This is a genomic window from Amaricoccus solimangrovi (genome assembly GCF_006385685.1).
Taxonomy (GTDB): domain Bacteria; phylum Pseudomonadota; class Alphaproteobacteria; order Rhodobacterales; family Rhodobacteraceae; genus Amaricoccus; species Amaricoccus solimangrovi.
The window spans coordinates 246,793-271,875 of sequence record NZ_VFRP01000004.1 but is presented as its reverse complement, the minus strand read 5'-3'; the positions used below and the strand labels follow the sequence as shown (position 1 = coordinate 271,875).

Sequence of the window (25,083 nt, the reverse complement as noted above, 5' to 3'; positions counted from 1 at the left end):
ACGACTACGCCGCCCTCGGCGACACCTCCACCCTCGCCGATCCAACCGTCGTCGAGGACCTCATCGACAACCGCATGAACCGCGCCTGAGGCGACGGACGCCCCGCCCGCGTGGGGCGTCCACCTCCCGCGGGCGGGAACCGGCCCTCCTCGCCGCTTGCAATGCGACCCGGCGGGGACCAGAGTTTCTCCGGAGAACGGAGGGGGGAGCGACGGTGTTCAGGTGGTTCATCGCGCTCCTGTTCCTGTTGCTCGGCCCGCTCGCCGCGTCCGCGCAGCCGCCGTCTCCCGCGCTCCCGCGTGGGGCGGGCTGGACCGCGGCCGATTGCGCGACGTTCAGCCTGTCACCTCCGGAAGGGCGCGGGGCGGAGTGCGGTTTCGTCAGCGTGCGCGAGCGCCGGGATCTCGGCGCCTCGCCCCGGATCGATCTCGCGGTGGCGATCCTCGCGCCGGTCGACGAGCCCGCCGCGCCGGAGCCGCTCTTCATGGCGCAGGGCGGGCCCGGTGTCGGCACCATCGGATCCTTCGCCCAGGCGCTGCTCGACGACCCCCGGGCGCGGCCCGCGCGGAACCGGCCCCTCGTGCTCTGGGACCAGCGCGGCACAGGCTTCTCGAAACCGGCGCTGACCTGTCCGGAACTCGCCGACGCCGAGCGCGCGAGCGCGGCCGGGGTGGATTCGGCGACTTCCGAGGACGCGGCCTTCTTCGCGGCGATGCAGGTCTGCGGCGCGCGACTCAGGGCCGCGGGCATCGACCTCGGCGCCTATCAGTCGGCGGCGAGCGCGGACGACGTGGCGGCGATCCGCGACACGCTCGGCTTCGACCGGATCGCCTTCTACGGCGTCTCCTACGGTTCCGAACTCGGCCAGTTCCTGATGCGCCGCCACCCCGGGATCCTCTCGGCCGTCGTGCTCGACGCGGTGGTGCCGCTCGACTACGACCTCTTCACCGAGCCCGCCTTCGCCCAGCAGCGGATCGGCGAGAAATACCTGCGCGGCTGCGCCGCCGCGCCCCGCTGCGCGAAGGCCTTCCCCGATCTCGCCGCGCGCTATCTCGCGCTGGTCGACCGGCTGAACGCGGATCCGGTCACAGTGACCGTCGTGCCGCTGCCCGACGGCGCGGCCGGGCCGGCGAGCGAGCCGGTGGAGGTCCGCCTGACCGGCGACATGCTGGAGGGGGCGATCTACGGCGCGCTTTATTCGGATCTGCACGATCTGGCGCCGCTCGTCATCGATCGCGCCGACAAGGGCGATTTCACGCTGCTGACCACGCTGCTCCTGCCGGCGACGCTGTTCGATACCTCGATGGCCGAGGGGATGCACATGACGGTGACCTGCGCCGATCACGGTGATGTCGACGCGGCGGCGATGGACTTTCCCGGGGTGATGCCGAGGCTCGCCGAGGCGACCCGCGCCCAGGCGGAGGTCGCGGCGCGGGTCTGCCGCGACTGGGGCGTGCCGCCGCTGCCGCGCGGGGATCTCGCGCCGGTGGCGAGCGATCTGCCGGCGCTGCTGCTCTCCGGCGATTTCGACCCGATCACGCCGCCCGCCTACGCGGAGAAGTTGCTGCCGACGCTGCCGAACGCGCGCCACGTGGTCTTTCTCGCCGGCGCGCATGGCCAGGCGATGGCGAGCGCCTGCGCGAACCGGATCATCGCAGCCTTTCTCGACGACCCCGCCGCGCCGCTCGACACCGCCTGCGCGGCGGATCCGCCGCGGGAATTCGTGACCGCCGACGACGTGATCTTTCTCGGCACGCTGCGGCGGCTGATGGCAACGGAAGGAGTCCGGGGGATCGCGCTCTCGGGCGTTCTGGCGATCCCGGCGGTGCTGGCGGCCATCGTGCTCGCCACGGCGCTGTTCGTCTATCCGCTCGGCGCGCTCATCGCGCGGCTGAGCGGGCGGCCCCCGCCGAGGGCCGTCGCGGGCGCGGCGGGGCGGCTGTCGCGCTCCGCGCCCTGGCTCGCGGCGGCGGCGGCGCTGCTCGCGGTGCTCTGCCTCGCGGGGCTGGTGCTGGCCGTCGGCTCGACGCTGGTGAACGAGCAGACGCTCGTCGTCATGGGGGCGATCCCGGCGCGCTGGTCCTGGGTGCGGAGCCTGCCGGCGGCGATCGGTCTCGCCGGGCTCGGCCTGCTCGGGGCCGCGGTCGCGGTCTGGGCGACGGGGCAGCGGTCGCTGCCCGGCCGGGTCTATCTGTCGCTCCTCTCGGCCGCGGCGCTCGGCGCCGCCGCCAATCTCGCCCTGCTCAGCCGCTGACGGGCCGCTCCGCCTCGGCCCGCGCCCGCCGGCTCCGCGCGGCCCGCGCCAGCGCGCCGTTGAGCGCGGCGAGCTCGATCGGTTTCGACACGTAGTCGCTCATCCCCGCCGAGAGATAGATCCGCCGATCGGCGGCGAGCGCGTTCGCCGTCAGCGCGATAATCGGCGTCCGGGCGCTGGCGAGGCCGGAAGTCCGGATCGCCCGCGTGGCCGTCGCGCCGTCCATCCGCGGCATCTGCACGTCCATCAGGATCACGTCGAAACCCTGGTCCGCCGCCGCCACCGCCTCGATCCCGTCGGCGACGGTCGTCACCTCGTGCCCCTCGCGCTCCAGCAGGGCGCGCACGAGATAACGGTTGGTCGCATTGTCCTCGGCGACGAGGACGCGCAACGGGCCGGGAGCCTCGGTGCTCTCCTCCGCCGGGGGCGCCTCGCGCGCGGGGGCGTCGGCCCGCTCGACCGGGATCACGAAGCGCGCGACGCTGCCCGCGCCGGGGGCGCTCGTCATCTCGATCGTGCCTCCCATCAGCTGCGCGAGGTGCCTGGAGATCGCGAGGCCGAGCCCCGTGCCGGCCTCGCGCCCGGCGCCGGCGGATTCGTCGCGCACGAAACGGTCGAACACCCGCTCCAGCACGTCCGGCGCCATGCCGACGCCGCTGTCGCGCACCTCGAAGGCCAGCGCCATCCGGCCCGGGGGGGCGTCGGCGCGTTCGACGCGCAGGGCGATCTCGCCCTGGTCGGTGAATTTCGCGGCGTTGCCGACGAGGTTCACGAGGATCTGCCGGATGCGGCCGGGATCCGTCAGCACCCGCTCCGGCACGTCGGGGGCGATGGTCCAGTCGAGCGCGACGCCCTTCGGCTCGACCCGGGGCAGCATCATGTCCATGACCTCCGCGACGAGGCGCCCCGGCTCCGTCGGGACCGGCCTGAGCTCGAACCGACCGCCCTCCGCGCGGGAGAAGGCGAGCACGTCGTTCAGGATCGCGAGCAGCGCGCCGGCCGAGCGGCGCGCGATCTCGAGCCGTTCGGCCCGGGTCCGCGCGTCCGGCTCGTCGGTCAGCAGGTCGAGCATGCCGAGGACGCAGGTCATCGGCGTGCGGATCTCGTGGCTCATCACGGCGAGGAAGCGCGCCGTTTCCTCGGCGGTGGCCTCGGCCTGGCCCTGGCGCAAGCGCAGCCGCTCCGCCGCCTCGCGCTGCTCGGTCACGTCGCGGAGCAGCGCGATCAGCCGGCCGCCGGGGATCGGGGCGAGCATGTCCTCGATCCAGCGGGTCCGCCCGTCCGGGAGCGTCACACGGTAGAGGATGGCGACGCTCCGCCCGGAGCCGCGCGCCCGGCGCGTCTGGTCCAGCGCCTCGGTCCGATCCTCCGGGCGCATCCGGGCGAGCCAGTCCGCCTCCGCGCAGCGCCGCTCCGTCAGGCCGAGCAGGTCGCGGGCGCGCGCGTCGCAGGAGAGCATGCCCGTCTCGGGATCGATTTCCCGCGTCCCGATGCCCGCGGCCTCGAGCGCGAGAGCCGGAGCGGCCTCCGGCCGGGTGCCAAGCACCCGCCGAACGAGCAGGCCCGCGGCGGCGAGCGCGCCCGCGAGCACGGTGACCGCGGCGAGCGAGGCGGGAAGGGCGGCGATCCACTCGGCGGCCCCGATGGGCGCGCGCCCGAGATCCGGCGGCCGCGTGATCGCGAAACCCACGAGGAAGCTCGCGCCGGCGATGACGACGACAGGCAGATACTTCGGAATCCGAGGCTGCAGGCTGGATTTCATGCCCCCGAGACATCCTTTCCTGAAGCACGAGGCTCGCCGCGAGGCCGTTCGCATGAAGGAAGGATAGGCGAAGGGATCGCGGAGCGAAAGCGATTTTACAACTTAGAGATGATCTACTCTCGCCTCCCCGGCTCGGGTGGGGGTGGCTTGTGTTCCCGGACGCCGCGTGATTGCCTCCGCGGGCATCGAGATGCGAGGAGAGCGACCATGAATCATCCGTTCCGCGCGGCCTGTCTCGGCCTTGGCGCCCTGCTGGCGCTCGGCGCCTGCGCCGGGCTGAGATCCGGGGGCGAGGAGGTCGCCGCGGCCTCCGCGGGATCCGGACGCGACAGCTGCGGCGCGATCGATCATCAGAGCCTCGTCGGGCAGAGCGCCGCGACGCTCGATCCCGCGGCGCTGCCGGAGGGAACCCGGGTGCTCTTCCCCGGGATGCCGGCGACGACGGACCATCGCGAGGACCGGATGAACGTCGAGGTGGGATCGGGCGACAAGGTGGCCCGGGTCTACTGCGGCTAGGCATCGGCGGAGGGGACGAGCGCCCCGGAACGGATCGGTCCGCGAGGCGTTTGCGCAACGACGGGGTGCTTCGCGGGCTGACGGGGCGCGGCGAAGATGTTACGCTCCGGGCTTTGAAAGAACATAATGAGAATCGGAGGAAACACATGTCAGCGGTGCATATCGACGACTACGCCCAGCGGCTCTACGCCGCGCACGGGGATCAGGCCGAATACGAGGCGGCGCAGCGCGCCAAGGCGAGCGAGGAGCGCGGCGACGAGAGCGCCGCGGAGCAGTGGCGCAAGGTCCGCGCGGCCATTCGCGTGATCCGGGGGCCGAACGTCAGCTGAGACGGATCCCTCGCCTGGCCACCTCGCCGGGTGGCGCGGCCGCGACCCGTTTCGGGCCGCGGCCTTTTCATGCCGGTGATGCGAAAATCGGCGCGGAGGCGGGCATCCGCCCATGTTTCCGCCTGTTTCACCGCTCCCGGGCGAAATGTGATCGTTCAATGCCGCCAAGACCCTCGTAAACCGCGGAGAAACACGGTATTTCTGCCGGCCAAGAACAATCAGAACTGGGGATCACCCTCCCCGCATGGGCAGTGTCGTGACAGAAATCGGTTGGGAGGCGATCGACGGCGCCGCGTTCGCGGCCTTCGTCCTGAGCCTGGTGCTGTGCCTCGCCTTCGTCGTCACGCAGCGGTGGCACGGCCGCTTCACCCATGACCACATGAACGGGCCGCAGAAGTTCCACAAGACGGCGGTGCCGCGCATCGGCGGGCTCGCGCTCGCGCTGAGCTACGCGGCGGTGACGCCGCTGCTGCAGCCGGAACTGCGCGCGCTCTGGATCCTGGTCGGACTCGCGGGGCTGCCCGCGCTGCTCGCCGGGCTCGCCGAGGATGTCACGCGCAGGGTCGGCGTGAAGTGGCGGCTCGGGGCGACGATGGGCGCGGGCGTGATCTTCGCGCTGCTGACCGGCTACGTGATGGACAAGGTCGATCTTCCCGGCGTCGACTGGCTCCTTGGTTTCTACGCGATCGCGCTTCTCTTCACCGGCTTCTCGATGGGGGGCGTCGCCAACGCGGTCAACATCATCGACGGGTTCAACGGGCTCGCCGCGGGCACGCTGCTCATCCTGTTCGGAACCTTCGCCTGGGTCGCGCACCAGGTCGGGGACGATCTCGTGTTCCAGCTCGCGCTGCTCTTCGCCGCCGTGGTGCTCGGGTTCTTCTGCGTGAACTTCCCGCTCGGCAAGATCTTCCTCGGCGATGGCGGGGCCTATTTCTGCGGCTATCTGCTCGCGGTGCTGGGCGTGCTGCTGCCGGCGCGCAATCCCGAGGTCTCGGCCTGGACGGCGATCCTGATCTGCGCCTATCCGGTGATCGAGACGCTGTCCTCGATGAGCCGGAAGTCGCGGCGCGAGGGCCACAGCGTCGGCCAGCCCGACCGGGTGCATTTCCACATGCTCGCCTATCGCCACTACGCGCGGCGGATCGTCAGGGCGAAGCGGGCTTCGCACCTGCGCAATCCCGCCACCAGCCTCGTCACCTGGACGCTGCCGGTGCTGACGACGCTCCTCGTGATGGCGAGCTACCGGAACCCGGCGCTGAGCGCCGCGTTCTTCTTTCTCACCGCTTATATCTATGGGCAGCTTTACCGGGTCATGTCCCTCAACGCCGCGCATCTGCCCCTGAGGCTGGCGCGGCTGCTGTGACCTTCATCCCGCGTGTTGCGGGTGCGAAGGCGGACTTGTATCATGTATTTCGGGGCAGGATGGAACTGTGATGCCGCGTGACGAATCGACCAGACTTCATGTTGGCATCATCATGGACGGGAACGGCCGCTGGGCCGAGGCGCGGGGGCTTCCCCGCGTCGCCGGGCATACCAAGGGGGCGCGGCGCGTCAGCGAGATCGTCACCGCCGCCCCGGATCTCGGCATCACCCATCTGACCCTCTACGCATTCTCGACCGAGAACTGGCAGCGGCCGGTGGCCGAGGTGCAGGGGCTGATGCGGCTCTTCCGCGGCTACATCCTCGGCAAGATGGATTCGCTGCGCGCCCATGACGTGCGGGTACGCTTCATCGGCATGCGTCACCGGGTGCCGGCGCATCTGCGCCAGCTCATGGACCTGCTCGAGGACAAGACGCGGGCGTGCCGCGGGCTGAACCTCACCATCGCAATCGATTACGGCGGACGCGACGAGCTGACCCGCGCGCTGCGCGACATCGCGGCGCAAGCCGCCGGGGGGGCGCTGGCGCCCGAGACGATCGGCGAGGCGGCGGTGGCCGAGGCGCTCGACACGCGGGACTTGCCGGACCCGGATTTCATCATCCGTACCTCGGGCGAGTGCCGCGTATCGAATTTCCTGCTCTGGCAGGCGACCTATGCCGAATACGCCTTCCTGAAGCTGCCCTGGCCCGACTTCACCCCCGCCGTGCTCGCCGAGGCGGTGGAAGGCTATCGCGGACGGCATCGCCGCTTCGGCCTCATCGGCGCGCAGGCCTCCGCCGCGCGGGCGGTCGCGGAAAGCTGAGGCGAGGCGCCGCGCGGGGGGCTCAGCCGGCCGGCGTCAGCGCGGCGCGAAGCGCGTGCCAGCTTGCCTTCGGGGTGCGCTCCATCGTGTCGAAATCGACATGGACGAGGCCGAAGCGCTTGCCGTAGCCGAGCGACCATTCGTAATTGTCGAGCAGCGACCAGGTGAAATAGCCATCGAGCCGCGCCCCCTCGGCCATTGCGCGGCGTAGGGCGGCGAGGTGGTCGCGGAGATAGCCGATGCGCGAGAGATCCTCGCGCGGCTCCGACGCGGCCATGCCGTTCTCGGTCACGTAGATCCGCGTCCCCGCCGGCACGAGGGCGTTCACCCGTTTCAGGAAGTGGCGGATCCCGTCCGGATAGATCTCCCAGCCCATGTCGGTCCTGGGGAGCGGCCCGGGGACCTCGCGCAGCGCGGGCCAGGGGCCGGGCGCGGGGGCGATCAGCTTGCGGGTGTAGTAGTTGATGCCGATCCAGTCGAGCGGCGCCGCGATCAGGTCGAGATCCTGCTCCCAGCCCTTCGGCATGTGCGGCCCGAGGCCCGCCAGCGCCTCCTCCGGATAGCGGCGTTCCAGCACGCCGCCGAGAAACCAGCGGTTGTAGATCGCGTCGTAGGTCCGGGCCGCCGCCGCCGCCTCGGGGCCGTCGTCGGCGGGTTGGGCGAATTCGAGATTCATCACCGCGCCGAGATTGGTCTGGCCGAGGGCGCGCATCGCCTGGATCGCCCGGCCGTGCCCGAGGAGCACATGGTGCATCGCGCGCGCGGTGGCGCGGATGTCGCGCAGACCCGGCGCATGCTGGCCGATGAAATGGCTGAGCCAGGCGACGCACCAGGGTTCGTTGATCGGCGCCGCCCCGTCGATCCGGTCGCCGAGGCGGCGCATCACCACGTCGACGTAATCGGCGAACCAGTCCGCGATGTCGCGGTTGCGCCAGCCGCCGAGATCGGCGAGCGCGGCGGGCAGTTCCCAGTGATAGAGCGTCGCCCAGGGGCTCAGCCCGCGCTCGACCATGCCGTCGAGCAGCCGGTCGTAGAAGTCGAGCCCCGCAGCGTTCACCCGGCCGCGGCCCTCCGGCATCACTCGCGACCAGGAGATCGAGAAGCGATAGGCGTCCAGCCCCGCGTCGCGCATCAGGTCGAGATCCTCGGGCCAGCGGTGATAGTGGTCGCAGCCGCGAGACCCGTCCTCGGCGTTCACGACATTGCCGGGAGTCGCGGCGAACGTGTCCCATTCGCAGATCCCGGCGCCGCCGTGGCGGGTGCCTTCGATCTGATAGGCGGAGGTCGCCGCCCCGAAGAGAAAGCCCGGCGGAAAGTCCTCCCGCGTGAAGCCCAGCCCCTCGGTAACGTTTTCGGGCGCCATCGTCTCTTCCATCCGGTTTCCTCCTTCTCGGGTCAGACGCGCGGTCCGGTCGACCGGCCGATGGTCAGGTCGGCTTCCCAGAGCTCGCTCCGCGTCGCGGCCCCGGGCTGTTCGATCAGGGCGATGAGCATCTCGGCGGCGCGCCGGCCGGCGGCGCGGATCGAGGAGCGCGTGGCGGTGAAGAGCGGCACCGGCCCCGCGTTCGACATGTGCGACAGTTCGTCGTCATGGGTCACGATGGAGATGTCGGCGCCGAGCCTGAGGCCCGCCTCGCTCACCGCGCGCAGGGCGCCGAAGGCGGTAATGATCGAGGAGGCGAGGAAGGCCGTCGGCGGATCGGGCAGGCCCAGCATCTCGCGCACGCCGTCGTAGCCATAGGCTTCCGTCATTTCCGCGTGGCGCATCAGATCGGGATCGGGCGCGATGTCGCGCGCCGTCAACGCGGCGCAATAGCCCGAGCGCCGGCGCTGGGCGAAGTTGAGATGTTCCATGCCGTTCAGGAAGCCGATCCGCCGGTGCCCGAGGTCGAGCAGCAGATCGGTCGCGCGCAGGAAGGCGCGGCGGTTGTTGATGTCGATCCAGCAATAGTCCCGCTCGGGCCGCGAATCGCGGCCGTGCATCAGGAAGGGGAGGCTGAATCCGGACAGCAGGTCGATCCGCGGGTCGAGCAGGCGCGGCGTGTGCACGAGGATTCCGTCCACCTTGCGCTGCGCGATCATCGCCCGGTAGGCGTCGGCTTCGTCGGCTTCCGGGACAACCGACGCGATCATGTCGTAGCCGGCGATCGAATAGGTCTCCCCGGCGCCGGAGATGAACTCGGCGAAGATCGGGTTGATCATCTGGTGCCGGGCGAGGGGGATCACATGGCCGATCGCATGCGCGCGGCCGGTCGCGAGGCGCCGGGCGCCCTGATTCGGCGCGTAGCCATGCCGGCGCGCCGCGGCGACCACGCGCTCCCGGGTTTCGGCGTTCACCTCCGGATAGCCGTTCAGCGCCCGGCTCACCGTCGTGGTGGACAGGTTCAAGAGCGAGGCCAGCTCCTTGAGGTTCATCGGGCGCCCTTCTATCCGAAGCGCTTTGAGTCCTGAACCAGATGTGTTCCGCTGGCAATGCATAATTTGTGAGGCCGGTTTCCCCGCTTGACAGCCGCGATGGCTCACCGCATCGTGCCAGGGTCCAAAGCGCTTTGAAGCCGGGCAACGGTTCGGGCGCGTTCGGCCGCCCCTCGGGGCGGCAAGCGGGGAGGTATTCATGAGGGTTTCGCTTTGGGTCGGCGCGGCCGGGATCGCCTTGGTCGCGTCCCAGGCGGTCGCGCAGGATCTCATGTTCAAGCCGGGCGAGGACGCGCGCTTCAACTGGCAGAGCTACGACGACTTCGCGGCGAGCCACAAGCTCGACGGCCAGACGCTGACGATCTTCGGCCCCTGGCGCGGCGACGACCAGACGCTGGTCGAGCACATGCTGGCCTATTTCGTCGCGGCGACCGGGGCGGATGTGCGTTACTCGTCATCCGAGAATTACGAGCAGCAGATCGTGATCGACACCGAGGCGGGCAGCCCGCCCGACATCGCGATCCTGCCGCAGCCCGGCCTGATCGCGGATCTCGCGCGGAAGGGGCGGCTGATCCCGCTCGGCGACGGGCCGCGCGATTTCATCGAGAACAACTACGCCGCCGGCGCCTCCTGGGTGAAGCTCGGCACCTACGAGGGTCCGGACGCGTCGGATGCTTTCTACGCCTTTCCCTACAAGGCCGATCTGAAGTCGCTCGTCTGGTACTCGCCCGACAATTTCGACGAGGCGGGCTACGAGGTTCCCGAGACGATGGAGGATCTCAAGGCGCTGACCGAGCAGATCGTCGCCGACGGCGGCACGCCCTGGTGCATCGGCCTCGGCTCGGGCGGGGCGACGGGCTGGCCCGCGACCGACTGGGTCGAGGATCTGATGCTGCGCGAGCAGCCGGAGGATGTCTACCAGCAATGGACGACGAACGAGATCCCGTTCAACGATCCGCGCGTGGTCGCGGCGATCGAGGATTTCGGCTGGTTCGCGAAGAACGACGACTTCGTGGCGGGCGGGGTCCAGGCGGTGGGCGCGACCGACTTCCGCGAGAGCCCGGCCGGCCTGTTTTCCTCGCCGCCGAAATGCTACCTGCACCACCAGGCGTCCTTCATCCCGACCTTCTTCCCGCAGGGGGTCGAGGCGGGCCTGGACTTCGACTTCTTCTACTTCCCCCCCTATGCGAGCAAGCCGGAACTCGGCAAGCCGGTGCTCGGCGCGGGCACCTTCGCGATGATCACCCGCGATACGCCGGCCGCGCGCGCCTTCATCGAATGGCTCGAGACTCCGATCGCTCATGAGGTCTGGATGGCGCAGTCGGGCTTCCTGACGCCCTACAAGGCGGCCAATCCCGAAGCCTACGCCAACGACCTGTTGCGCGCGGAGGGGCAGATCCTGACCGAGGCCACGACCTTCGGCTTCGACGGGTCCGACCTGATGCCGGGGGCGATCGGCGCGGGCGCCTTCTGGACCGGCATGGTCGATTTCGTCGGCGGCGCCTCGGCCGAGGACGCGGCGACGAAGATCCAGAACGCCTGGCAGGCGATCAAGTAACCCGCCGGAACGCGGCGACCCCGGCCCCGCGCGCGCGGGCCCGGGTCCGGGAGCGAGGGGAGTCTCGGCATGCAACAGCTGTTCTGGGCGCTCGGCACGGTGGTGATCGGCGTCGTCGGATGCGCCGGCTATTTCTACGTCTCCAATCTGGTGCTCGACACGCTCCTGCCCGGGCGCGGCCCCGATCCCGTGAGGGCCGGGCGCAACATCAACCGCGCGAACCTGATCCGGCCCTGGCTGTTCCTCGCGCCGGCGATCCTCGCGCTCGGGATCTACCTTGTCTATCCGGTGATCGAATCCGTCTGGCTGTCGCTCCATGACCGGTCCGGCCAGAACTTCGTCGGCCTGTCGAACTACGTCTGGATGCTGAACGACCCGGGCTTTCGCGAGTCGATGTTCAACAACATGCTCTGGCTTCTCGTCGTACCGGCGGCGGCGACCGGCTTCGGCCTCGCGGCGGCGGCGCTCACGGACCGGATCTGGTGGGGCAACATCGCGAAGTCGCTGATCTTCATGCCGATGGCGATCTCCTTCGTGGGCGCCTCGGTGATCTGGAAGTTCATCTACGACTACCGCGCCCCGGGCGAACCGCAGATCGGCATCCTGAACGCGCTCGTCACCTGGTTCGGCGGCGATCCGCAGGCCTGGCTGACGATCCCGTTCTGGAACAACTTCTTCCTGATGGTGATCCTCGTCTGGATCCAGACCGGCTTCGCCATGGTCATCCTCTCCGCCGCGCTGCGCGGCATCCCGGAGGAGACGGTGGAGGCGGCGGTGCTCGACGGGGCGAACCCGATCCAGATCTTCTTCAGGATCAAGATGCCCCAGATCTGGGGCACGATCGCTGTCGTCTGGACCACGATCACGATCCTGGTGCTGAAGGTCTTCGACATCGTGCTGGCGATGACCAACGGCCAGTGGCGCACGCAGGTGCTCGCCAACCTGATGTTCGACTGGATGTTCCGCGGTGGCGGCGACTTCGGCCGGGGCGCGGCCATCGCCGTCGTGATCATGGTGCTGGTGATCCCGATCATGGTCTGGAACATCCGCCGCGCGAACGCCGAGATGAAGGGGCACTGAGATGGAGGCGACACCCGCGACGAAATCGCCGCTCACCCTCGTCACGCATCTGACCGTGCTCCTGCTCGTCGCGCTCTGGACGCTGCCGACGGCCGGGCTCTTCATCTCCTCGCTGCGCGACAAGGACCAGCTCGCCGTCTCCGGCTGGTGGACCGCGCTGTCCTCCTCCTCGCAGAGCCTGCAGGGGCGCACCGGCGCGGCGCCGGACCAGAAGGAGGAGAACGGCGTCTACGTGATCACCGGCAACCTGCTCGGGGACACGGCCGGCCGCGTCTCCGCCTTCGGCACCACGAGCCGCGAGCCGGAAGCCTACGAGGCCGGCGCCGCGGCGGATCTCGGCGACGGCGCCACGCTGACCGTGGGCGAGGACGGCGCCTATCGCCTAGAATCCCCGGTCCCCTTCGAGTCCAAGCGCGGCCAGCGCGTCTTCGTGACGGCGGAGCAGCCGCCGCGTTTCACGCTCGACAACTACCGCGAGGTGCTGCGCTCCGAGGGGATCGGGCGGTCCTTCGTCAACTCGCTGACCGTGGCGGTTCCGGCGACGATCATCCCGATCCTGATCGCGGCCTTCGCCGCCTACGCGCTCGCCTGGATGGAGTTTCCGGGCCGCGCGCTGCTGATCGCGGCCGTGGTCGGTCTTCTGGTCGTGCCGCTCCAGATGTCGCTCATCCCGCTGCTCCGGCTCTACAACGGCGTCGCGGAGGTCTTCGGCGTGCCGGCCAAGACCTATCTCGGGATCTGGCTCGCCCATACCGGCTTCGGCATGCCGCTCGCGATCTACCTGCTGCGTAACTACATGGCCGGGCTGCCGCGGGAGGTGCTGGAATCCGCGCGCGTGGACGGTGCCTCCGATTTCGAGATCTTCACGAAGATCATCCTGCCGCTCAGCTTCCCCGCGCTCGCTTCCTTCGCGATCTTCCAGTTCCTCTGGGTCTGGAACGACCTCTTGGTGGCGATCGTCTTCCTCGGCGCGCAGGACGAGAGCCTGGTGCTGACCGGCCGGCTCGTGAACCTGCTCGGCAGCCGGGGCGGCAACTGGGAGATCCTGACCGCCTCCGCCTTCATCACCATCGTCGTGCCGCTCCTCGTCTTCTTCACCCTGCAACGCTACCTCGTCCGCGGCCTGCTCGCGGGATCGGTGAAGGGAGGGTGACGCCGGATGGACGCCGAAACGCGGGGATCATTCGCGGTTTTTGCCAGGCGGCCTCGACAAGCGGGGCGGCCGCGCCGCCCTGCCGGGCGGTCTTCGCCGAACGCGTGACAGGATAGGGAGTCTCGGGAATGTCGGCCGTCACCCTGACTGAAGTGAGCAAGTCGTATGGTTCGGTGGAGGTGCTCCGGAACATCAATCTCGACATCGAGAAGGGCGAGCTGGTCGTCTTTGTCGGGCCCTCGGGCTGCGGCAAGTCCACGCTGCTCCGGATGATCGCCGGGCTCGAGAAGATCTCGGGCGGGACGCTCGAGATCGGCGGGGCGCGGATGAACGAGGTGCCGCCGGCGCAGCGCGGCATCGCGATGGTGTTCCAGTCCTACGCGCTTTACCCGCACATGACGGTACGCGACAACATGGCCTTCGGGATGAAGATCGCGAAACGGCCGAAGGGCGAGATCGACAAGGCGGTCGAGAACGCCGCGCGCATCCTGCAACTCACGCCCTATCTCGACCGGCTGCCGAAGGCGCTCTCGGGCGGGCAGCGGCAGCGGGTCGCGATCGGGCGGGCGATCGTGCGCGATCCGAAGGTGTTCCTCTTCGACGAGCCGCTCTCCAATCTCGACGCCGCGCTCAGGGTCGCGACGCGGATCGAGATCGCGCAGCTCAAGGACAACATGCCCGAATCGACGATGATCTACGTCACCCACGACCAGGTGGAGGCGATGACGCTCGCGAGCCGGATCGTGGTGCTGCACGGGGGCGACATCGAGCAGGTGGGCACCCCGCTCGAGCTTTACGAGCGGCCGGCGAATGTCTTCGTCGCGCGCTTCATCGGCTCGCCGGCGATGAACATGTTCCCCGCCCGCGTCACCGCCGCCGGGCCCGACGGCACGACGGTCGAGATCGAGGGCGGCGGCGCGGTCGCGGTGCCGATCCCCGGGCGCGCGGAGGATGTCGGGAGCGTCGTGAAGCTCGGGGTCCGGCCCGAGGACCTGACGCTGACCGACGGACCCGCGCTCTATTCCGGGGAGATCTCGATCGTCGAGGCGCTGGGCGAGACGACGCTGCTCTATTTCACGCCGGAGGGCGGCGCGGATCCGATCATTGCCAAGCTGCCGGGCATCCACCGGCTCGGACGCGGCCAGACGGCCCGGCTTTCCGCGGATCCCGCCAAGCTGCATCTGTTCGACGCCGAGGAAAAGTCGTACCTCTACCGGTGACGACAGCGCGCGGGCGGTTCGCGGTTGCGCGGAACGGGTCCATGCGCGAGGCTCCGGGCCAGCGACCCACCCCCGGCCGCCGCGCGCGCGACCAGCAGGGATTGAGACAATGTTTCTTGTTTGCGGCGAGGCGCTGTTCGACTTCTTCCTCGAGACCGAGGACGGTCCGGCCGCCGCCACCTACGCGGCCCGCGCCGGCGGCTCGCCCTTCAACGTCGCGATCGGGGTCCGGCGGCTCGGGTCGGATTCGGGGCTGCTGACCGGGCTTTCGACCGATCTGCTCGGCCAGCGGCTGGCGCGGGTGCTGCGCGACGAGGGGGTGTCGACCGCCTATGCGATCCCGACGGACCGGCCGACGACGCTGAGCCTCGTCGGGCTCGACGCCGAGGGGGTGCCGGCCTACCAGTTCTACAAGAACGGCTCCGCCGATACCGGCGTGCGGCCGGAGGATCTGCCCGCGCTCGGGCCCGAGGTCGAGGGCGTGCATTTCGGCTCCTATTCGCTGGCGGCGCCGCCGACCGCGGATGCCTTCGCCGGGCTCGCCCGCGCGCGGAGCGGCGGCTTCGTCACGCTCGATCCGAACATTCGTACCAATGTGGAGCCGGACATGGACGTCTGGCGGGAGCGGCTCGGCGCGCTCTATCCGCATGTGGCGCTGCTCAAGATCAGCGCGGAGGATCTCGAACTGTTGCATCCCGGGATGAAGCCGGAGATCTTCGCCGAGGCGCGACTCGCCGATGGCGTCCGGCTCGTCGTCGTGACCGACGGCGGCGAGGCGGCGCATGGCTGGACCCGCTCGGGCCTCAGGGCCTCGGCGACGCCGCCCAGGGTCCGGGTGATCGACACGGTCGGTGCCGGCGATACCTTCCAGGCCGCGCTGATCGCGCGGCTGATCCAGCGCCCGGAGGGCGCGCTCGCCGCGCTCGACGGGCTCGACACCCCGGCGCTGGCGGAACTGCTCGACTACGCCGCGCGCGCCGCGGCCATCACCTGTTCCCGGCGCGGAGCCGACCTGCCTCGCGCCGCCGACCTGCTCGCAGCCTCACAAGGATAAGCCCGCCTTGGTCTCGACCGTCATCCCCGTCCAGCCGTTCGATCTCGTCATCTTCGGCGCCACCGGCGACCTTGCCCGCCGCAAGATCCTGCCGAGCCTCTATCGCCGCCTCGCGGTGCATCAGATCCCCGCCGGGGCGCGCATCATCGGCGCCGCGCGCGCGAAGATGAGCCGGGCCGAATTCCGCAAGGAGGTGAGCGACGCGCTCCTGGAATTCATCGGCGAGGCCGGGCTCGACAAGGCGCTGGTCGAGGAATTCATCAACGGGCTCGACTACGTGACGGTGGATGCGACCGGCGACAACGGCTGGGGCACGCTCGCGAAGAAGCTCGACGAGAAGCCGGACCACATCCGCGCCTTCTATCTCTCGGTGGCGCCCGCGCTCTTCGGCGACATTTCCGACCGGCTGGCGAAGCACGGGATCGCGACGCCGGCGAGCCGGATCGTGGTCGAGAAGCCGCTCGGCAAGGATCTCGCCTCGGCGAAGGCGCTGAACGCGCAGCTGTCGCGGAATTTCGACGAGCACCAGATCTACCGGATCGACCATTACCTGGGCAAGGAAACCGTCCAGAACCTGATGGCGATCCGCTTCGGCAACGCGCTCTTCGAGCCCTTGTGGAACTCGAACTACGTCGATCATGTGCAGATCACGGTCGCGGAATCGATCGGCGTCGCAGGCCGCGGCGCCTATTACGACAAGTCCGGCGCCATGCGGGACATGGTGCAGAACCACATGATGCAGCTCCTCTGCCTGACCGCGATGGAGCCGCCGTCGAAATTCGACCCGGACGCGGTGCGCGACGAGAAGCTCAAGGTGATCCGCGCGCTGGAGCCGCTGACGATCGGCGACACGGTGCGCGGCCAGTACCGGCCGAGCAGCAAGGAGGGCGGCTATCTCGACCATGTCGGCGATCCGAACAGCCATACCGAGAGCTTCGTCGCGCTGAAGGTGCATATCTCGAACTGGCGCTGGGCGGGCACGCCCTTCTACCTCAGGACCGGCAAGAAGCTCGGCTCGCGCTTCTCCGAGATCGCGGTGGTGTTCAAGGCGCCGCCGCACACGATCTTCCCGCAGGTCGAGCATCACCGGGGCAACGCGCTCATCATAAGGCTGCAGCCGAACGAGGGCATCACGCTGCGCGTGACGATCAAGGAGCCGGGCCAGGGCGGGATGCGCCTGACCGAGGTGCCGCTCGACATGACCTTCGCCGAGGCGCTCGGCGCCGACGGGCTGATGCCGGAGGCCTACGAGCGGCTGATCATGGACGTGATCCGGGGCGACCAGACGCTCTTCATGCGCGGCGACGAGGTCGAGGCGGCCTGGGCCTGGACCGATCCGATCATCCGCGCCTGGGACGACGCCGGCACCAAGCCGCTGCCTTACGACCAGGGCAGCGCGGGGCCGATCCAGTCCTACAAGCTGACGAGCTCCGACGGGCATCTCTGGCGGGAGATCGAGGCGTGAGCCGGGACGTCGCGCGCCAGCTCTACCCCGACCGGGACACGCTGATGCGCGGCCTCGCGGAACTCGTCGGGGACCAGCTGCGCGCGGCGCACGCGTCGAAGGGACGCGCCTCGCTCGCCGTGCCGGGCGGAACGACGCCCGGCCCCTTCCTGACGGCGCTGTCGGAGGCCGATCTCGACTGGCCCGAGATCACCGTGATGCTGACCGACGAGCGCGTGGTGCCGGAATACAGCGAACGGTCGAACACGCGGCTCCTGCGCGAGACGCTGATGCGGAACGCGGCGGCGGGGGCGAACCTGCTCCGGTTCCATGCGATCGGCGGGGCCGACTTCCTGCTCGACACGGTGCGCGAGCGGGTGGCCGAGGCGCTGCCGCTCGACGTGACGGTGCTCGGCATGGGCGCGGACATGCATACGGCCTCGCTCTTTCCGGGCACGCCCGAACTCGCCGCGGCGCTGGCCGGCACCGCGCCCGATGTCGTCGCGATGCATCCGCCCGGCCAGCCGGAGGCGCGGCTGACGCTCTCCGCCCCGGTGCTCCGGGGCTCGGGCGTGATCCATATCCTGCTGACGGGGGCGGAGAAGCTCGCCGCGCTCGACCGCGCGCTCGCGCCGGGGCCGGCGGAGGAGGCGCCGATCCGCGCGATCCTCGACGCGCCCTGTCCCGTGACCGTCCACTACGCCGATTGATCCTCCCGGCGCCACGTGCCGCTCCGCGCGGCGCGTCCCGCCGGATCCCCAACCCGACCCGGAGGAGGGAGCCTCATGTCCTTGCATGCCACCATCGCCCGCGTGACCCAGCGCATCGTCGATCGTTCCGCGCCGGTGCGCCGCCCCTATCTCGACCGGATGGCCCGGGCGCGGGACGAGGGGCCGAAGCGCGCCCATCTGACCTGCGGCAACCAGGCGCACGCCTACGCGGCGATGCCAGAGGGCGACAAGGCGGCGCTCGCCACCGGCACGGCCGGCAATCTCGGCATCGTCACCGCCTACAACGACATGCTTTCGGCGCATCAGCCCTACGAGCATTTCCCCGAGCTGATCCGCCGCGCCGCGCGCGAGGCGGGCGGCACGGCGCAGGTCGCGGGCGGGGTGCCGGCGATGTGCGACGGCGTGACCCAGGGGCAGGCGGGGATGGAACTCTCGCTCTTCTCGCGCGACGTGATCGCGATGGCCTCGGCGATCGCGCTCAGCCACGACGTGTTCGACACGACCGTCTATCTCGGCGTCTGCGACAAGATCGTTCCGGGCCTCGTGATCGCCGCGGCGACCTTCGGCCATCTGCCGGCGGTGTTCCTGCCCGCCGGGCCGATGACGTCCGGCATCCCCAACGACCAGAAGTCGAAGGTCCGCCAGCAGTTCGCGACCGGCGAGGTCGGGCGCGACAAGCTGATGGAGGCGGAGATGGCCTCCTACCACGGGCCGGGCACCTGCACCTTCTACGGCACGGCGAACACGAACCAGATGCTGATGGAGTTCATGGGCCTGCACCTGCCCGGCGCCTCCTTCGTGAACCCGAACACGCCGCTCCGCGAGGCGCTCACCGTGGAGGGCGCGCGGCGCGCGATGGCGATCTCGGCGCTCGGCAACCAGTACACGCCGGTCTGCGACGTGCTCGACGAGCGCGCCTTCGTGAACGGGATCGTCGGGCTCAACGCCACCGGCGGCTCCACCAACCTGCTCATCCACCTGATCGCGATGGCGCGCGCCGCGGGCGTGCTGCTCGACTGGGAGGATTTCGCCGAGCTCTCCGACGTCACGCCGCTGATGGCGCGGGTCTATCCGAACGGGCTCGCGGACGTGAACCATTTCCACGCCGCGGGGGGCCTGGGCTACATGATCGGCGAGCTGCTTGACGCGGGGCTGCTGCATGACGACACCCGCACCGTCGCGGGCGACGGGCTCGCGCGCTATACCCAGGAGCCGAAGCTGATCGACGGCGCGCTCACCTGGGAGGCCGGCGCGGGCGAGACGCTGAACGACAAGATCCTGCGCCCGGCCTCCGATCCGTTCCAGCCGACCGGCGGCGTGAAGCGGCTCGGCGGCAATCTCGGCACCGGCGTCATGAAGGTCTCCGCCGTCGCGCCGGAGCGGCATGTGATCGAGGCCCCGGCGCGGGTGTTCGAGGATCAGGAGGAGGTGAAGCGCGCCTTCAAGGCGGGCGAGTTCACCACCGACACCGTGGTCATCGTCCGCTTCCAGGGGCCGAAGGCGAACGGGATGCCGGAACTGCACAGCCTGACGCCGGTGCTCGCGGTGCTGCAGGACAAGGGGCTCCGCGTCGCGCTGGTGACCGACGGGCGCATGTCGGGCGCGTCGGGCAAGGTGCCCTCCGCGATCCATGTGAGCCCCGAGGCCCTCGATGGCGGGCCGCTCGCCCGGATCGCGGACGGCGACCTGATCCGGGTCGACGCGGTGAAGGGCACGCTCGACGTGCTGACGCCGGGCGCGCTCGACCGGCCGGTGCGCCATCCCGACCTCACGCACAACCAGCACGGCGTCGGGCGCGAGCTCTTCGCGGCCTTCCGCGCCAACGTCGGCGCGGCCGAGCTCGGCGCCTCGCCGCTGTTCTGAGACCCTGATACCCGAAGGAGGACCGGCCATGGTCATGACACCGAAGGACGCATCGGCCTTTGCCAAGGAGATCTGCGGCCTCGCGCCCGTGGTCCCCGTGATCGTCGTGGACGACCTCGCCCATGCCGTGCCGCTCGCCACCGCGCTGGTCGCGGGCGGGCTGCCGGTGCTCGAGGTGACGCTCCGGACGCCCGTGGCGCTCGACGTCGTGAAGGCGATGAAGCAGGTCTCGGGCGGCATCGTCGGCGCGGGAACGCTGCTGACGCCCGATGACGTAAGGGCCGCGAAGGAGGCCGGCGCGGAATTCGGGGTCTCGCCCGGCGTCACCGACGAACTGCTTGATGCCTGCGAGGAGGCGGAACTACCGCTGCTCGGCGGTACGGCGACGATCTCGGAAGCGATGTTCATGCTCTCGCGCGGCTATGACGTGGCGAAGTTCTTCCCCGCCGAGGTAAACGGCGGCGCGCCGGCGCTGAAGGCGTTCAATGGCCCGCTGCCGCAGATGAACTATTGCCCCACCGGGGGTGTCAGCCCCAAGAACGCCGCCTCCTATCTCTCGCTTCCGAACGTGATGTGCGTCGGCGGCTCCTGGGTCTGCGACAAGGCCCTGATGGCGGGCGGCAAGTGGGACGAGATCGAGGCGCTCGCGCGCGAAGCGAGCAAGCTCAAGGGATAAGTCAGATGGCCGACAGGATCTGGGAGGCGCTGGCGCGCGCGGGCGCGCAGGCGGAGGAGCGTTCGCTCATGTCGCTGTTCGACGGCGATCCGGACCGGTTCCGGGGGTTCTCCGTTTCGCTCGGCGACATGCTGCTCGACTTCTCCAAGGTGAACATCGACGCGCCGGCGCTCGCCGCGCTTGTCGAACTCGCCGAGGCCCGGGGGGTCGCGACGAAGCGCGACGCGATGTTCCGGGGCGAGCGGATCAACGTGACCGAGGACCGCGCCGTGCTGCACACCGCGCTCCGCAACCGCGCGAACACGCCGGTCCTCGTCGACGGCGAGGACGTGATGCCCGGCGTGAACGAGGTGCTGGGCCGGATGTCGGCCTTCGCGAGCGGCATCCGCGATGGCTCCATCGCCGCCTCGGACGGGCGGCCCTTCACCGACGTGGTCAACATCGGCATCGGCGGCAGCGACCTCGGGCCGGTGATGGCGACGCTGGCGCTCGCGCCCTACGCCGACGGGCCGAAGGCGCATTACGTCTCGAACGTCGATGGCGCGCATATCCACGACGTGCTGGCCGACCTCGATCCGGCGCGCACGCTCTTCATCGTGGCCTCGAAGACCTTCACCACGATCGAGACCATGACCAATGCGAAAACCGCGAAGGCCTGGGCGGCGGAGTCGCTCGGGGCGGCGGCGGACCGGCATTTCGCCGCCGTCTCGACCGCGCTCGACAAGACCGCGGCCTTCGGCATCGAGCCCGAGCGCGTCTTCGGCTTCTGGGACTGGGTCGGCGGGCGTTATTCGGTCTGGGGCGCGGTCGGGCTGCCGGTGATGATCGCGGTGGGTCCAGAGAACTTCCTCGACTTCCTCGCCGGCGCCCATGCGATGGACCGGCATTTCCAGGAGGCGCCGCTGGCGAGGAACATGCCGGTGCTGCTCGGGCTCATCGGCGTCTGGCACCGCGACGTGATGGGTTATCCCTCGCGCGCCGTGCTGCCCTACGACCAGCGCCTCAGCCGGCTGCCGGCCTATCTCCAGCAGCTCGACATGGAATCGAACGGCAAGGGCGTGACGCTGGACGGCTCGCCGGTGAGCCAGCCCACCGGGCCGATCGTCTGGGGCGAGCCGGGGACCAACGGCCAGCACGCCTTCTACCAGTTGATCCATCAGGGCACGAACGTCATCCCCTGCGAATTCATGGTCGCCTCGAACGGGCACGAGCCGGACTTGCGCGAGCATCACGAGCTACTCATCGCGAATTGCCTCGCGCAGTCGGAGGCGCTGATGCGCGGCCGCGACCTCGCCGCCGCCGAGAAGACGGTGAAGGATCCCGCTCTCGCCCCGCACAAGGTCTTTCCGGGCAACCGGCCCTCGACGACGCTCGTCTATGCGAAGCTCGACCCGTACACGCTCGGCCGGATCATCGCGCTCTACGAGCATCGCGTCTTCGTCGAGGGGGTGATCTGGGACATCAACTCCTTCGACCAGTGGGGCGTGGAGCTCGGCAAGGAACTCGCCACCGCGCTCCTGCCGCTGGTCAAGGGCGGAGAGGGGGCGGAGTCGAAGGACGGCTCCACCGCCGGCCTCCTCGGGGCGCTGGCGGCGCTCAGGGCCTGAATATGCAAATGCATATCGCCGCGCAGCGGCGGGGATATGCACCCAGTTCGCGGAATATGTAAATGCATATTCGACAGCCTTTGCTGCCGTCCGGGTATCGCCCTTCCCCGCCGGACCCTCCGGCGGAGACCTATCGCCTGGTCCACGCCGACGCCGGGATCCTGATCGTGGACAAACCCTCCGGCCTGCTCTCGGTGCCCGCGAAGCCGCCCGGCCCCCAGGATTGCCTCGAGGCGCGGGTGCGGGCGGATTTCCCGGAGGCGCTGCTGATCCACCGGCTCGACGGCGACACCTCGGGGCTGATGGTCTTCGCCCGGACGAAGCTCGCCCAGCGCCATCTCGGCTGGCAGTTCGAGCGGCGGCAGGTCGGCAAGACCTATGTGGCCCGCGTCGCCGGGCTGATGGCGGCGGACCAAGGCCGGATCGACCTGCCGCTGATCTGCGACTGGCCGAACCGGCCGTTGCAGATGGTCTGCCACGAGCGCGGCAAGCCCGCCGTCACCGAATGGCGCGTGCTCGAACGGGAGGCGGCGGCGACCCGCGTGGCGCTGCGTCCGCTGACCGGGCGCAGCCATCAGCTGCGCGTGCATCTCAAGAGCCTCGGCCATCCGATCCTCGGCGACCGGTTCTACGCGCCGCCCGAGGCGCTCGCCGCGGCGCCTCGGCTGCAGCTTCACGCCGCGCGGCTCGCCTTCCGGCATCCGGAGGGCGGCGCGCATGTGGCCTTCGAGAGCGCGGCGCCGTTCTGAGGGGGCGGCGGACAGATGTCCGCCCTACGGACGCTCCTCGCTCACGATCCGGGCGGGGCTTCCGCCAAGCGTCACGATCCGGTCGGCGAGCCGTTCCGCCTCGGCGCGGGAATGGGTGACGAGCACGCTCGCCGCCCGCCGCCGCCGGAGGACCGCCTCGGTCAGCGTCAGCATCTCCTCGACCAGCGCGGGATCGAGCGAGACGAAGGGCTCGTCGAGCAGCAGCAGTTCCGGCTCCGCCGCCAGCGCCCGCGCGAGCGCGAGGCGCCGCTGCTGGCCGAGCGAGAGCTGGCCCGGATAGGCCGCGCCGCGCCCGGCGAGCCCGACCTCGCCGAGCAGCCGTTCGGCGGTGGCGGCGTCCGCCCCGGTGGTGAGCATGATGTTCGCCGCCGCGTCGCGCCAGGGCAGGAGCGTCGGCTCCTGGAACACCATCGCGATCCGCGCCGGCGCGCTGAGCGATCCCTCGAAATCCCGGTCGAGTCCGGCGAGGATCCGCAAGAGCGTGGTCTTGCCCGCGCCCGAGGGGCCGGTCAGCGCGACCGCCTCGCCCGGGGCCACCGCGAAGGCGATGGGGCCGAGCACCGGCCGGTCGCCGAAATGCTTCGACGCGAGGTCGAGCGCGATCACCCCGCGCGCCATCGCGTCGCCCGGCGTTCCCAGGGGCGGAACACCGCCGCCTCGATGAGCAGCATGACCGCGACGAAGCTGAGCGCATAGGCGAGCACCCGCGCCACGTCGAAGAGCTGGAAATACATGTGGATCCTGAATCCGACTCCGTTCGAGCGGCCGAGGAATTCGACGACCAGCACGATCTTCCAGATGAGCGCGATCCCCGACCGGCCCGCCGCCGCGACATAGGGCGCGAGTTGCGGCGCCTCGACATGGCGGAGCCGCGCGAGCGGGGTCATGCGGAAGACCCGCGCCATGTCGGCGAGCTTCGGGTCGAGCGCCCGCGCGCCTTCGCGCATCGTCACGACGACGGTCGGGATCTTGTTCGCCGCCACCGCGAGCACCGCGGCGGTCTCGTTCAGCCCGATCCAGAGATAGGCGAGCACGATCAGCACCAGCGCGGGCAGGTTGAGGAAGAAGATCAGCCAGGGATCGAGCCAGCGGTCGAGCCGCGAACTGCGCCCCATGGCGATCCCGAGCCCGGCGCCGAGCCCCATCGCGATGAGGAAGGAGAGCGCGACGCGCCGCAGCGTCGCGCCGATATCCGTCAGCAGGGGGCCGGCGACGAGTTCGTGCCAGGTCAGCGGGCCGACGATCCAGGGGCCGGGCAGGATCCGCGGGTCGCGCTGGACCAGCGCCGCGACCGACCAGACCGCGATCAGGAGCGCGATCGAGGCGAGCGCGACCCAAGGGCCGCCACCCCGGCGGCCGCCGCTCCGGACCGGGGGGCGTGCGATCCGGTCCCGGTTCTCAACTGCCGGGCTGGACAAAGAGCCCCTTTGGCAACGTCGTCGCGCCGCCCACCAGTTCGTCGCCGCCGATCCGCGCCATCAGGCCCAGCATCCGGCCGGCGGCCTCCTCGTTCACCGGCCCGTCCGCCGGAATGCCGGCGATGAAGCCCGCCTTCAGCGCGTCGAACTGCGCCTCATCCGCGGCGTTCATCATCGGGCGGATGTGGTCCCAGGCGGCGGGATCACTCGCGAGCAGTTCCTTCGCCTCGCGCGAGGCGGTGGCGAAGCCATGCACCAGTTCTGGCTGGTCACGCAGCAGTTCCCCCCGGACGACATAGCCGAGCAGCGGCGTGTCGGGGTCGAGGCCGAGCGCCTCCGCGACCTCCGAGACGCCGATCAGCTCGCGCATGCCCGCGACCTTCATCTTCGCGAGGAAATGCCAGAAGTTGATCGCGCCGCCGACCTCGCCCCGCTCCGCCACCTCGGCGATCAGCGGCGGGGCGCCGAAGACCTGCTCGGTCTGGTCGGCGAGGTCGAAACCGTATTCCTTCTGCGAATAGGCGCGCAGCAGGATCCAGCTCTTGTCGAGCGGCCCGCCCGCGACGCCGATCTTCGCGCCCTTGAGGTCCGCGAGCGTCTTAGCCGGGCTGTCCCCCGGGACCATGAGCCCGCCGACCGCGCGGGAATAGGGGATGAAGACATAGTCTTCCCCGGCGGCGCGCTGGCGCGCGACCCAGATCCAGTCGGTGACCATCGCATCGGCCTCGCCGCCCTGGAAGGCGACCTGGCCCGCGGGGCCCGCCGCGACGTCCATCACCTGGAGGTCGAAGCCGTTCTTCCCGTCGAGCCCCTGATCCTTGATGGTCTCGAGTTCCCAGTTCACCGTGCCGGATTTCTGCGCGGCGATGCGCAGGACCGGCGTCTCGGCCAGCGCGGCCGTGCCAAGCAGCGCCGCGCCGAGCAGGGCGGCGGCGAATCCAACCATGTTGTTCTTCATGTCATCCTCCCACGGCGCGTAACCTATACGCGGCGTGACGCCGGGCAAACGGCCCTCCGACGAAAGTATCGGTCCGCGGTCCGATCCCGGAT

General features: G+C 70.1%; 22 protein-coding genes. 16 read left to right on the top strand and 6 right to left on the bottom strand.

Annotated features, from left to right (window positions below; translation table 11 throughout):
- The first annotated feature begins 214 nt into the window (after positions 1-214).
- Complete coding sequence (locus FJM51_RS07570; protein WP_181164476.1) at positions 215-2,254, top strand: alpha/beta fold hydrolase; 2,040 nt, start codon at positions 215-217, stop codon at positions 2,252-2,254.
- Here the strand turns inward: FJM51_RS07570 and FJM51_RS07565 are convergent.
- Positions 2,244-4,016 carry an ATP-binding protein gene (locus tag FJM51_RS07565; RefSeq protein WP_181164475.1) on the bottom strand — a complete coding sequence of 591 codons (1,773 nt, stop codon included), beginning with the start codon at positions 4,014-4,016 and terminating at the stop codon, positions 2,244-2,246. The genes FJM51_RS07570 and FJM51_RS07565 overlap by 11 nt on opposite strands.
- Before the next feature lie 207 nt (positions 4,017-4,223).
- Between FJM51_RS07565 and FJM51_RS07560 the strand changes: the two genes are divergently transcribed.
- The 4 genes from FJM51_RS07560 to uppS all read left to right on the top strand — a co-directional run bounded on the left by FJM51_RS07560 (position 4,224) and on the right by uppS (position 7,044).
- Positions 4,224-4,532 (top strand): I78 family peptidase inhibitor, encoded by a 309-nt coding sequence (locus FJM51_RS07560; RefSeq protein WP_181164474.1) that lies wholly within the window; start codon positions 4,224-4,226, stop codon positions 4,530-4,532.
- 146 nt (positions 4,533-4,678) lie between these two features.
- Positions 4,679-4,861 (top strand): hypothetical protein, encoded by a 183-nt coding sequence (locus tag FJM51_RS07555; protein WP_140453501.1) that lies wholly within the window; start codon positions 4,679-4,681, stop codon positions 4,859-4,861.
- A 256-nt stretch (positions 4,862-5,117) separates the two neighbouring features.
- The gene (locus FJM51_RS07550) at positions 5,118-6,224 is read left to right on the top strand and encodes an MraY family glycosyltransferase (protein WP_181164473.1); all 1,107 of its coding nucleotides are present in this window, start codon (positions 5,118-5,120) and stop codon (positions 6,222-6,224) included.
- Positions 6,225-6,294: 70 nt separating this feature from the next.
- On the top strand, positions 6,295-7,044 hold the full coding sequence (gene uppS / locus FJM51_RS07545; RefSeq protein ID WP_140453499.1) for a polyprenyl diphosphate synthase: 750 nt from the start codon (positions 6,295-6,297) through the stop codon (positions 7,042-7,044).
- Between the two features lie 22 nt (positions 7,045-7,066).
- On the opposite strand, the gene FJM51_RS07540 is transcribed toward uppS, so the two are convergent.
- The gene (locus FJM51_RS07540) at positions 7,067-8,380 is read right to left on the bottom strand and encodes a GH1 family beta-glucosidase (RefSeq protein ID WP_181164478.1); all 1,314 of its coding nucleotides are present in this window, start codon (positions 8,378-8,380) and stop codon (positions 7,067-7,069) included.
- A 59-nt stretch (positions 8,381-8,439) separates the two neighbouring features.
- Positions 8,440-9,459 carry a substrate-binding domain-containing protein gene (locus FJM51_RS07535; RefSeq protein ID WP_140453497.1) on the bottom strand — a complete coding sequence of 340 codons (1,020 nt, stop codon included), beginning with the start codon at positions 9,457-9,459 and terminating at the stop codon, positions 8,440-8,442.
- A gap of 199 nt (positions 9,460-9,658) precedes the next feature.
- Here FJM51_RS07535 and FJM51_RS07530 point away from each other — a divergent pair, with 199 nt between their 5' ends.
- The 11 genes from FJM51_RS07530 (at position 9,659) to FJM51_RS07480 (ending at position 22,594) form a co-directional block, all read left to right on the top strand.
- Positions 9,659-11,017, top strand: coding sequence for an ABC transporter substrate-binding protein (locus tag FJM51_RS07530; RefSeq protein WP_140453496.1), 1,359 nt, complete (start codon positions 9,659-9,661; stop codon positions 11,015-11,017).
- A gap of 69 nt (positions 11,018-11,086) precedes the next feature.
- Complete coding sequence (locus FJM51_RS07525) at positions 11,087-12,097, top strand: carbohydrate ABC transporter permease (RefSeq protein ID WP_140453495.1); 1,011 nt, start codon at positions 11,087-11,089, stop codon at positions 12,095-12,097.
- 1 nt (position 12,098) lies between these two features.
- On the top strand, positions 12,099-13,250 hold the full coding sequence (locus FJM51_RS07520) for a carbohydrate ABC transporter permease (RefSeq protein WP_140453494.1): 1,152 nt from the start codon (positions 12,099-12,101) through the stop codon (positions 13,248-13,250).
- 128 nt (positions 13,251-13,378) lie between these two features.
- Positions 13,379-14,470 carry an ABC transporter ATP-binding protein gene (locus FJM51_RS07515; protein ID WP_140453493.1) on the top strand — a complete coding sequence of 364 codons (1,092 nt, stop codon included), beginning with the start codon at positions 13,379-13,381 and terminating at the stop codon, positions 14,468-14,470.
- A 109-nt stretch (positions 14,471-14,579) separates the two neighbouring features.
- The gene (locus tag FJM51_RS07510) at positions 14,580-15,524 is read left to right on the top strand and encodes a carbohydrate kinase family protein (protein ID WP_140453492.1); all 945 of its coding nucleotides are present in this window, start codon (positions 14,580-14,582) and stop codon (positions 15,522-15,524) included.
- 7 nt (positions 15,525-15,531) lie between these two features.
- Positions 15,532-16,989 carry a glucose-6-phosphate dehydrogenase gene (zwf, locus tag FJM51_RS07505; RefSeq protein WP_140453491.1) on the top strand — a complete coding sequence of 486 codons (1,458 nt, stop codon included), beginning with the start codon at positions 15,532-15,534 and terminating at the stop codon, positions 16,987-16,989.
- Positions 16,986-17,678 carry a 6-phosphogluconolactonase gene (gene pgl, locus FJM51_RS07500; protein WP_233713019.1) on the top strand — a complete coding sequence of 231 codons (693 nt, stop codon included), beginning with the start codon at positions 16,986-16,988 and terminating at the stop codon, positions 17,676-17,678. Before zwf ends, pgl begins: the two co-directional genes overlap by 4 nt.
- Positions 17,679-17,753: 75 nt before the next feature.
- Positions 17,754-19,562 (top strand): phosphogluconate dehydratase, encoded by a 1,809-nt coding sequence (edd, locus tag FJM51_RS07495; RefSeq protein WP_140453490.1) that lies wholly within the window; start codon positions 17,754-17,756, stop codon positions 19,560-19,562.
- A 34-nt stretch (positions 19,563-19,596) separates the two neighbouring features.
- A complete protein-coding gene (eda, locus tag FJM51_RS07490) occupies positions 19,597-20,238 on the top strand; it encodes a bifunctional 4-hydroxy-2-oxoglutarate aldolase/2-dehydro-3-deoxy-phosphogluconate aldolase (RefSeq protein WP_140453532.1) in 642 nt (213 codons plus the stop codon).
- Between the two features lie 5 nt (positions 20,239-20,243).
- Positions 20,244-21,845: a glucose-6-phosphate isomerase gene (gene pgi / locus FJM51_RS07485; protein ID WP_140453489.1), complete on the top strand. Its 1,602-nt coding sequence runs from the start codon at positions 20,244-20,246 to the stop codon at positions 21,843-21,845.
- A gap of 62 nt (positions 21,846-21,907) precedes the next feature.
- Entirely contained in the window at positions 21,908-22,594 is a 687-nt protein-coding gene (locus tag FJM51_RS07480) for an RluA family pseudouridine synthase (protein ID WP_140453488.1), read from the top strand.
- A gap of 24 nt (positions 22,595-22,618) precedes the next feature.
- On the opposite strand, the gene FJM51_RS07475 is transcribed toward FJM51_RS07480, so the two are convergent.
- Genes FJM51_RS07475 through FJM51_RS07465 form a run of 3 tightly spaced genes read right to left on the bottom strand, consistent with a single transcriptional unit; the run spans position 22,619 to position 24,991 of the window.
- The gene (locus FJM51_RS07475) at positions 22,619-23,233 is read right to left on the bottom strand and encodes an ATP-binding cassette domain-containing protein (protein WP_140453487.1); all 615 of its coding nucleotides are present in this window, start codon (positions 23,231-23,233) and stop codon (positions 22,619-22,621) included.
- Complete coding sequence (locus tag FJM51_RS07470) at positions 23,218-24,033, bottom strand: ABC transporter permease (protein ID WP_438502749.1); 816 nt, start codon at positions 24,031-24,033, stop codon at positions 23,218-23,220. The genes FJM51_RS07475 and FJM51_RS07470 overlap by 16 nt, the downstream gene beginning before the upstream one ends.
- A complete protein-coding gene (locus FJM51_RS07465; protein WP_233713017.1) occupies positions 24,014-24,991 on the bottom strand; it encodes an ABC transporter substrate-binding protein in 978 nt (325 codons plus the stop codon). The genes FJM51_RS07470 and FJM51_RS07465 overlap by 20 nt, the downstream gene beginning before the upstream one ends.
- Positions 24,992-25,083 lie beyond the last annotated feature (92 nt).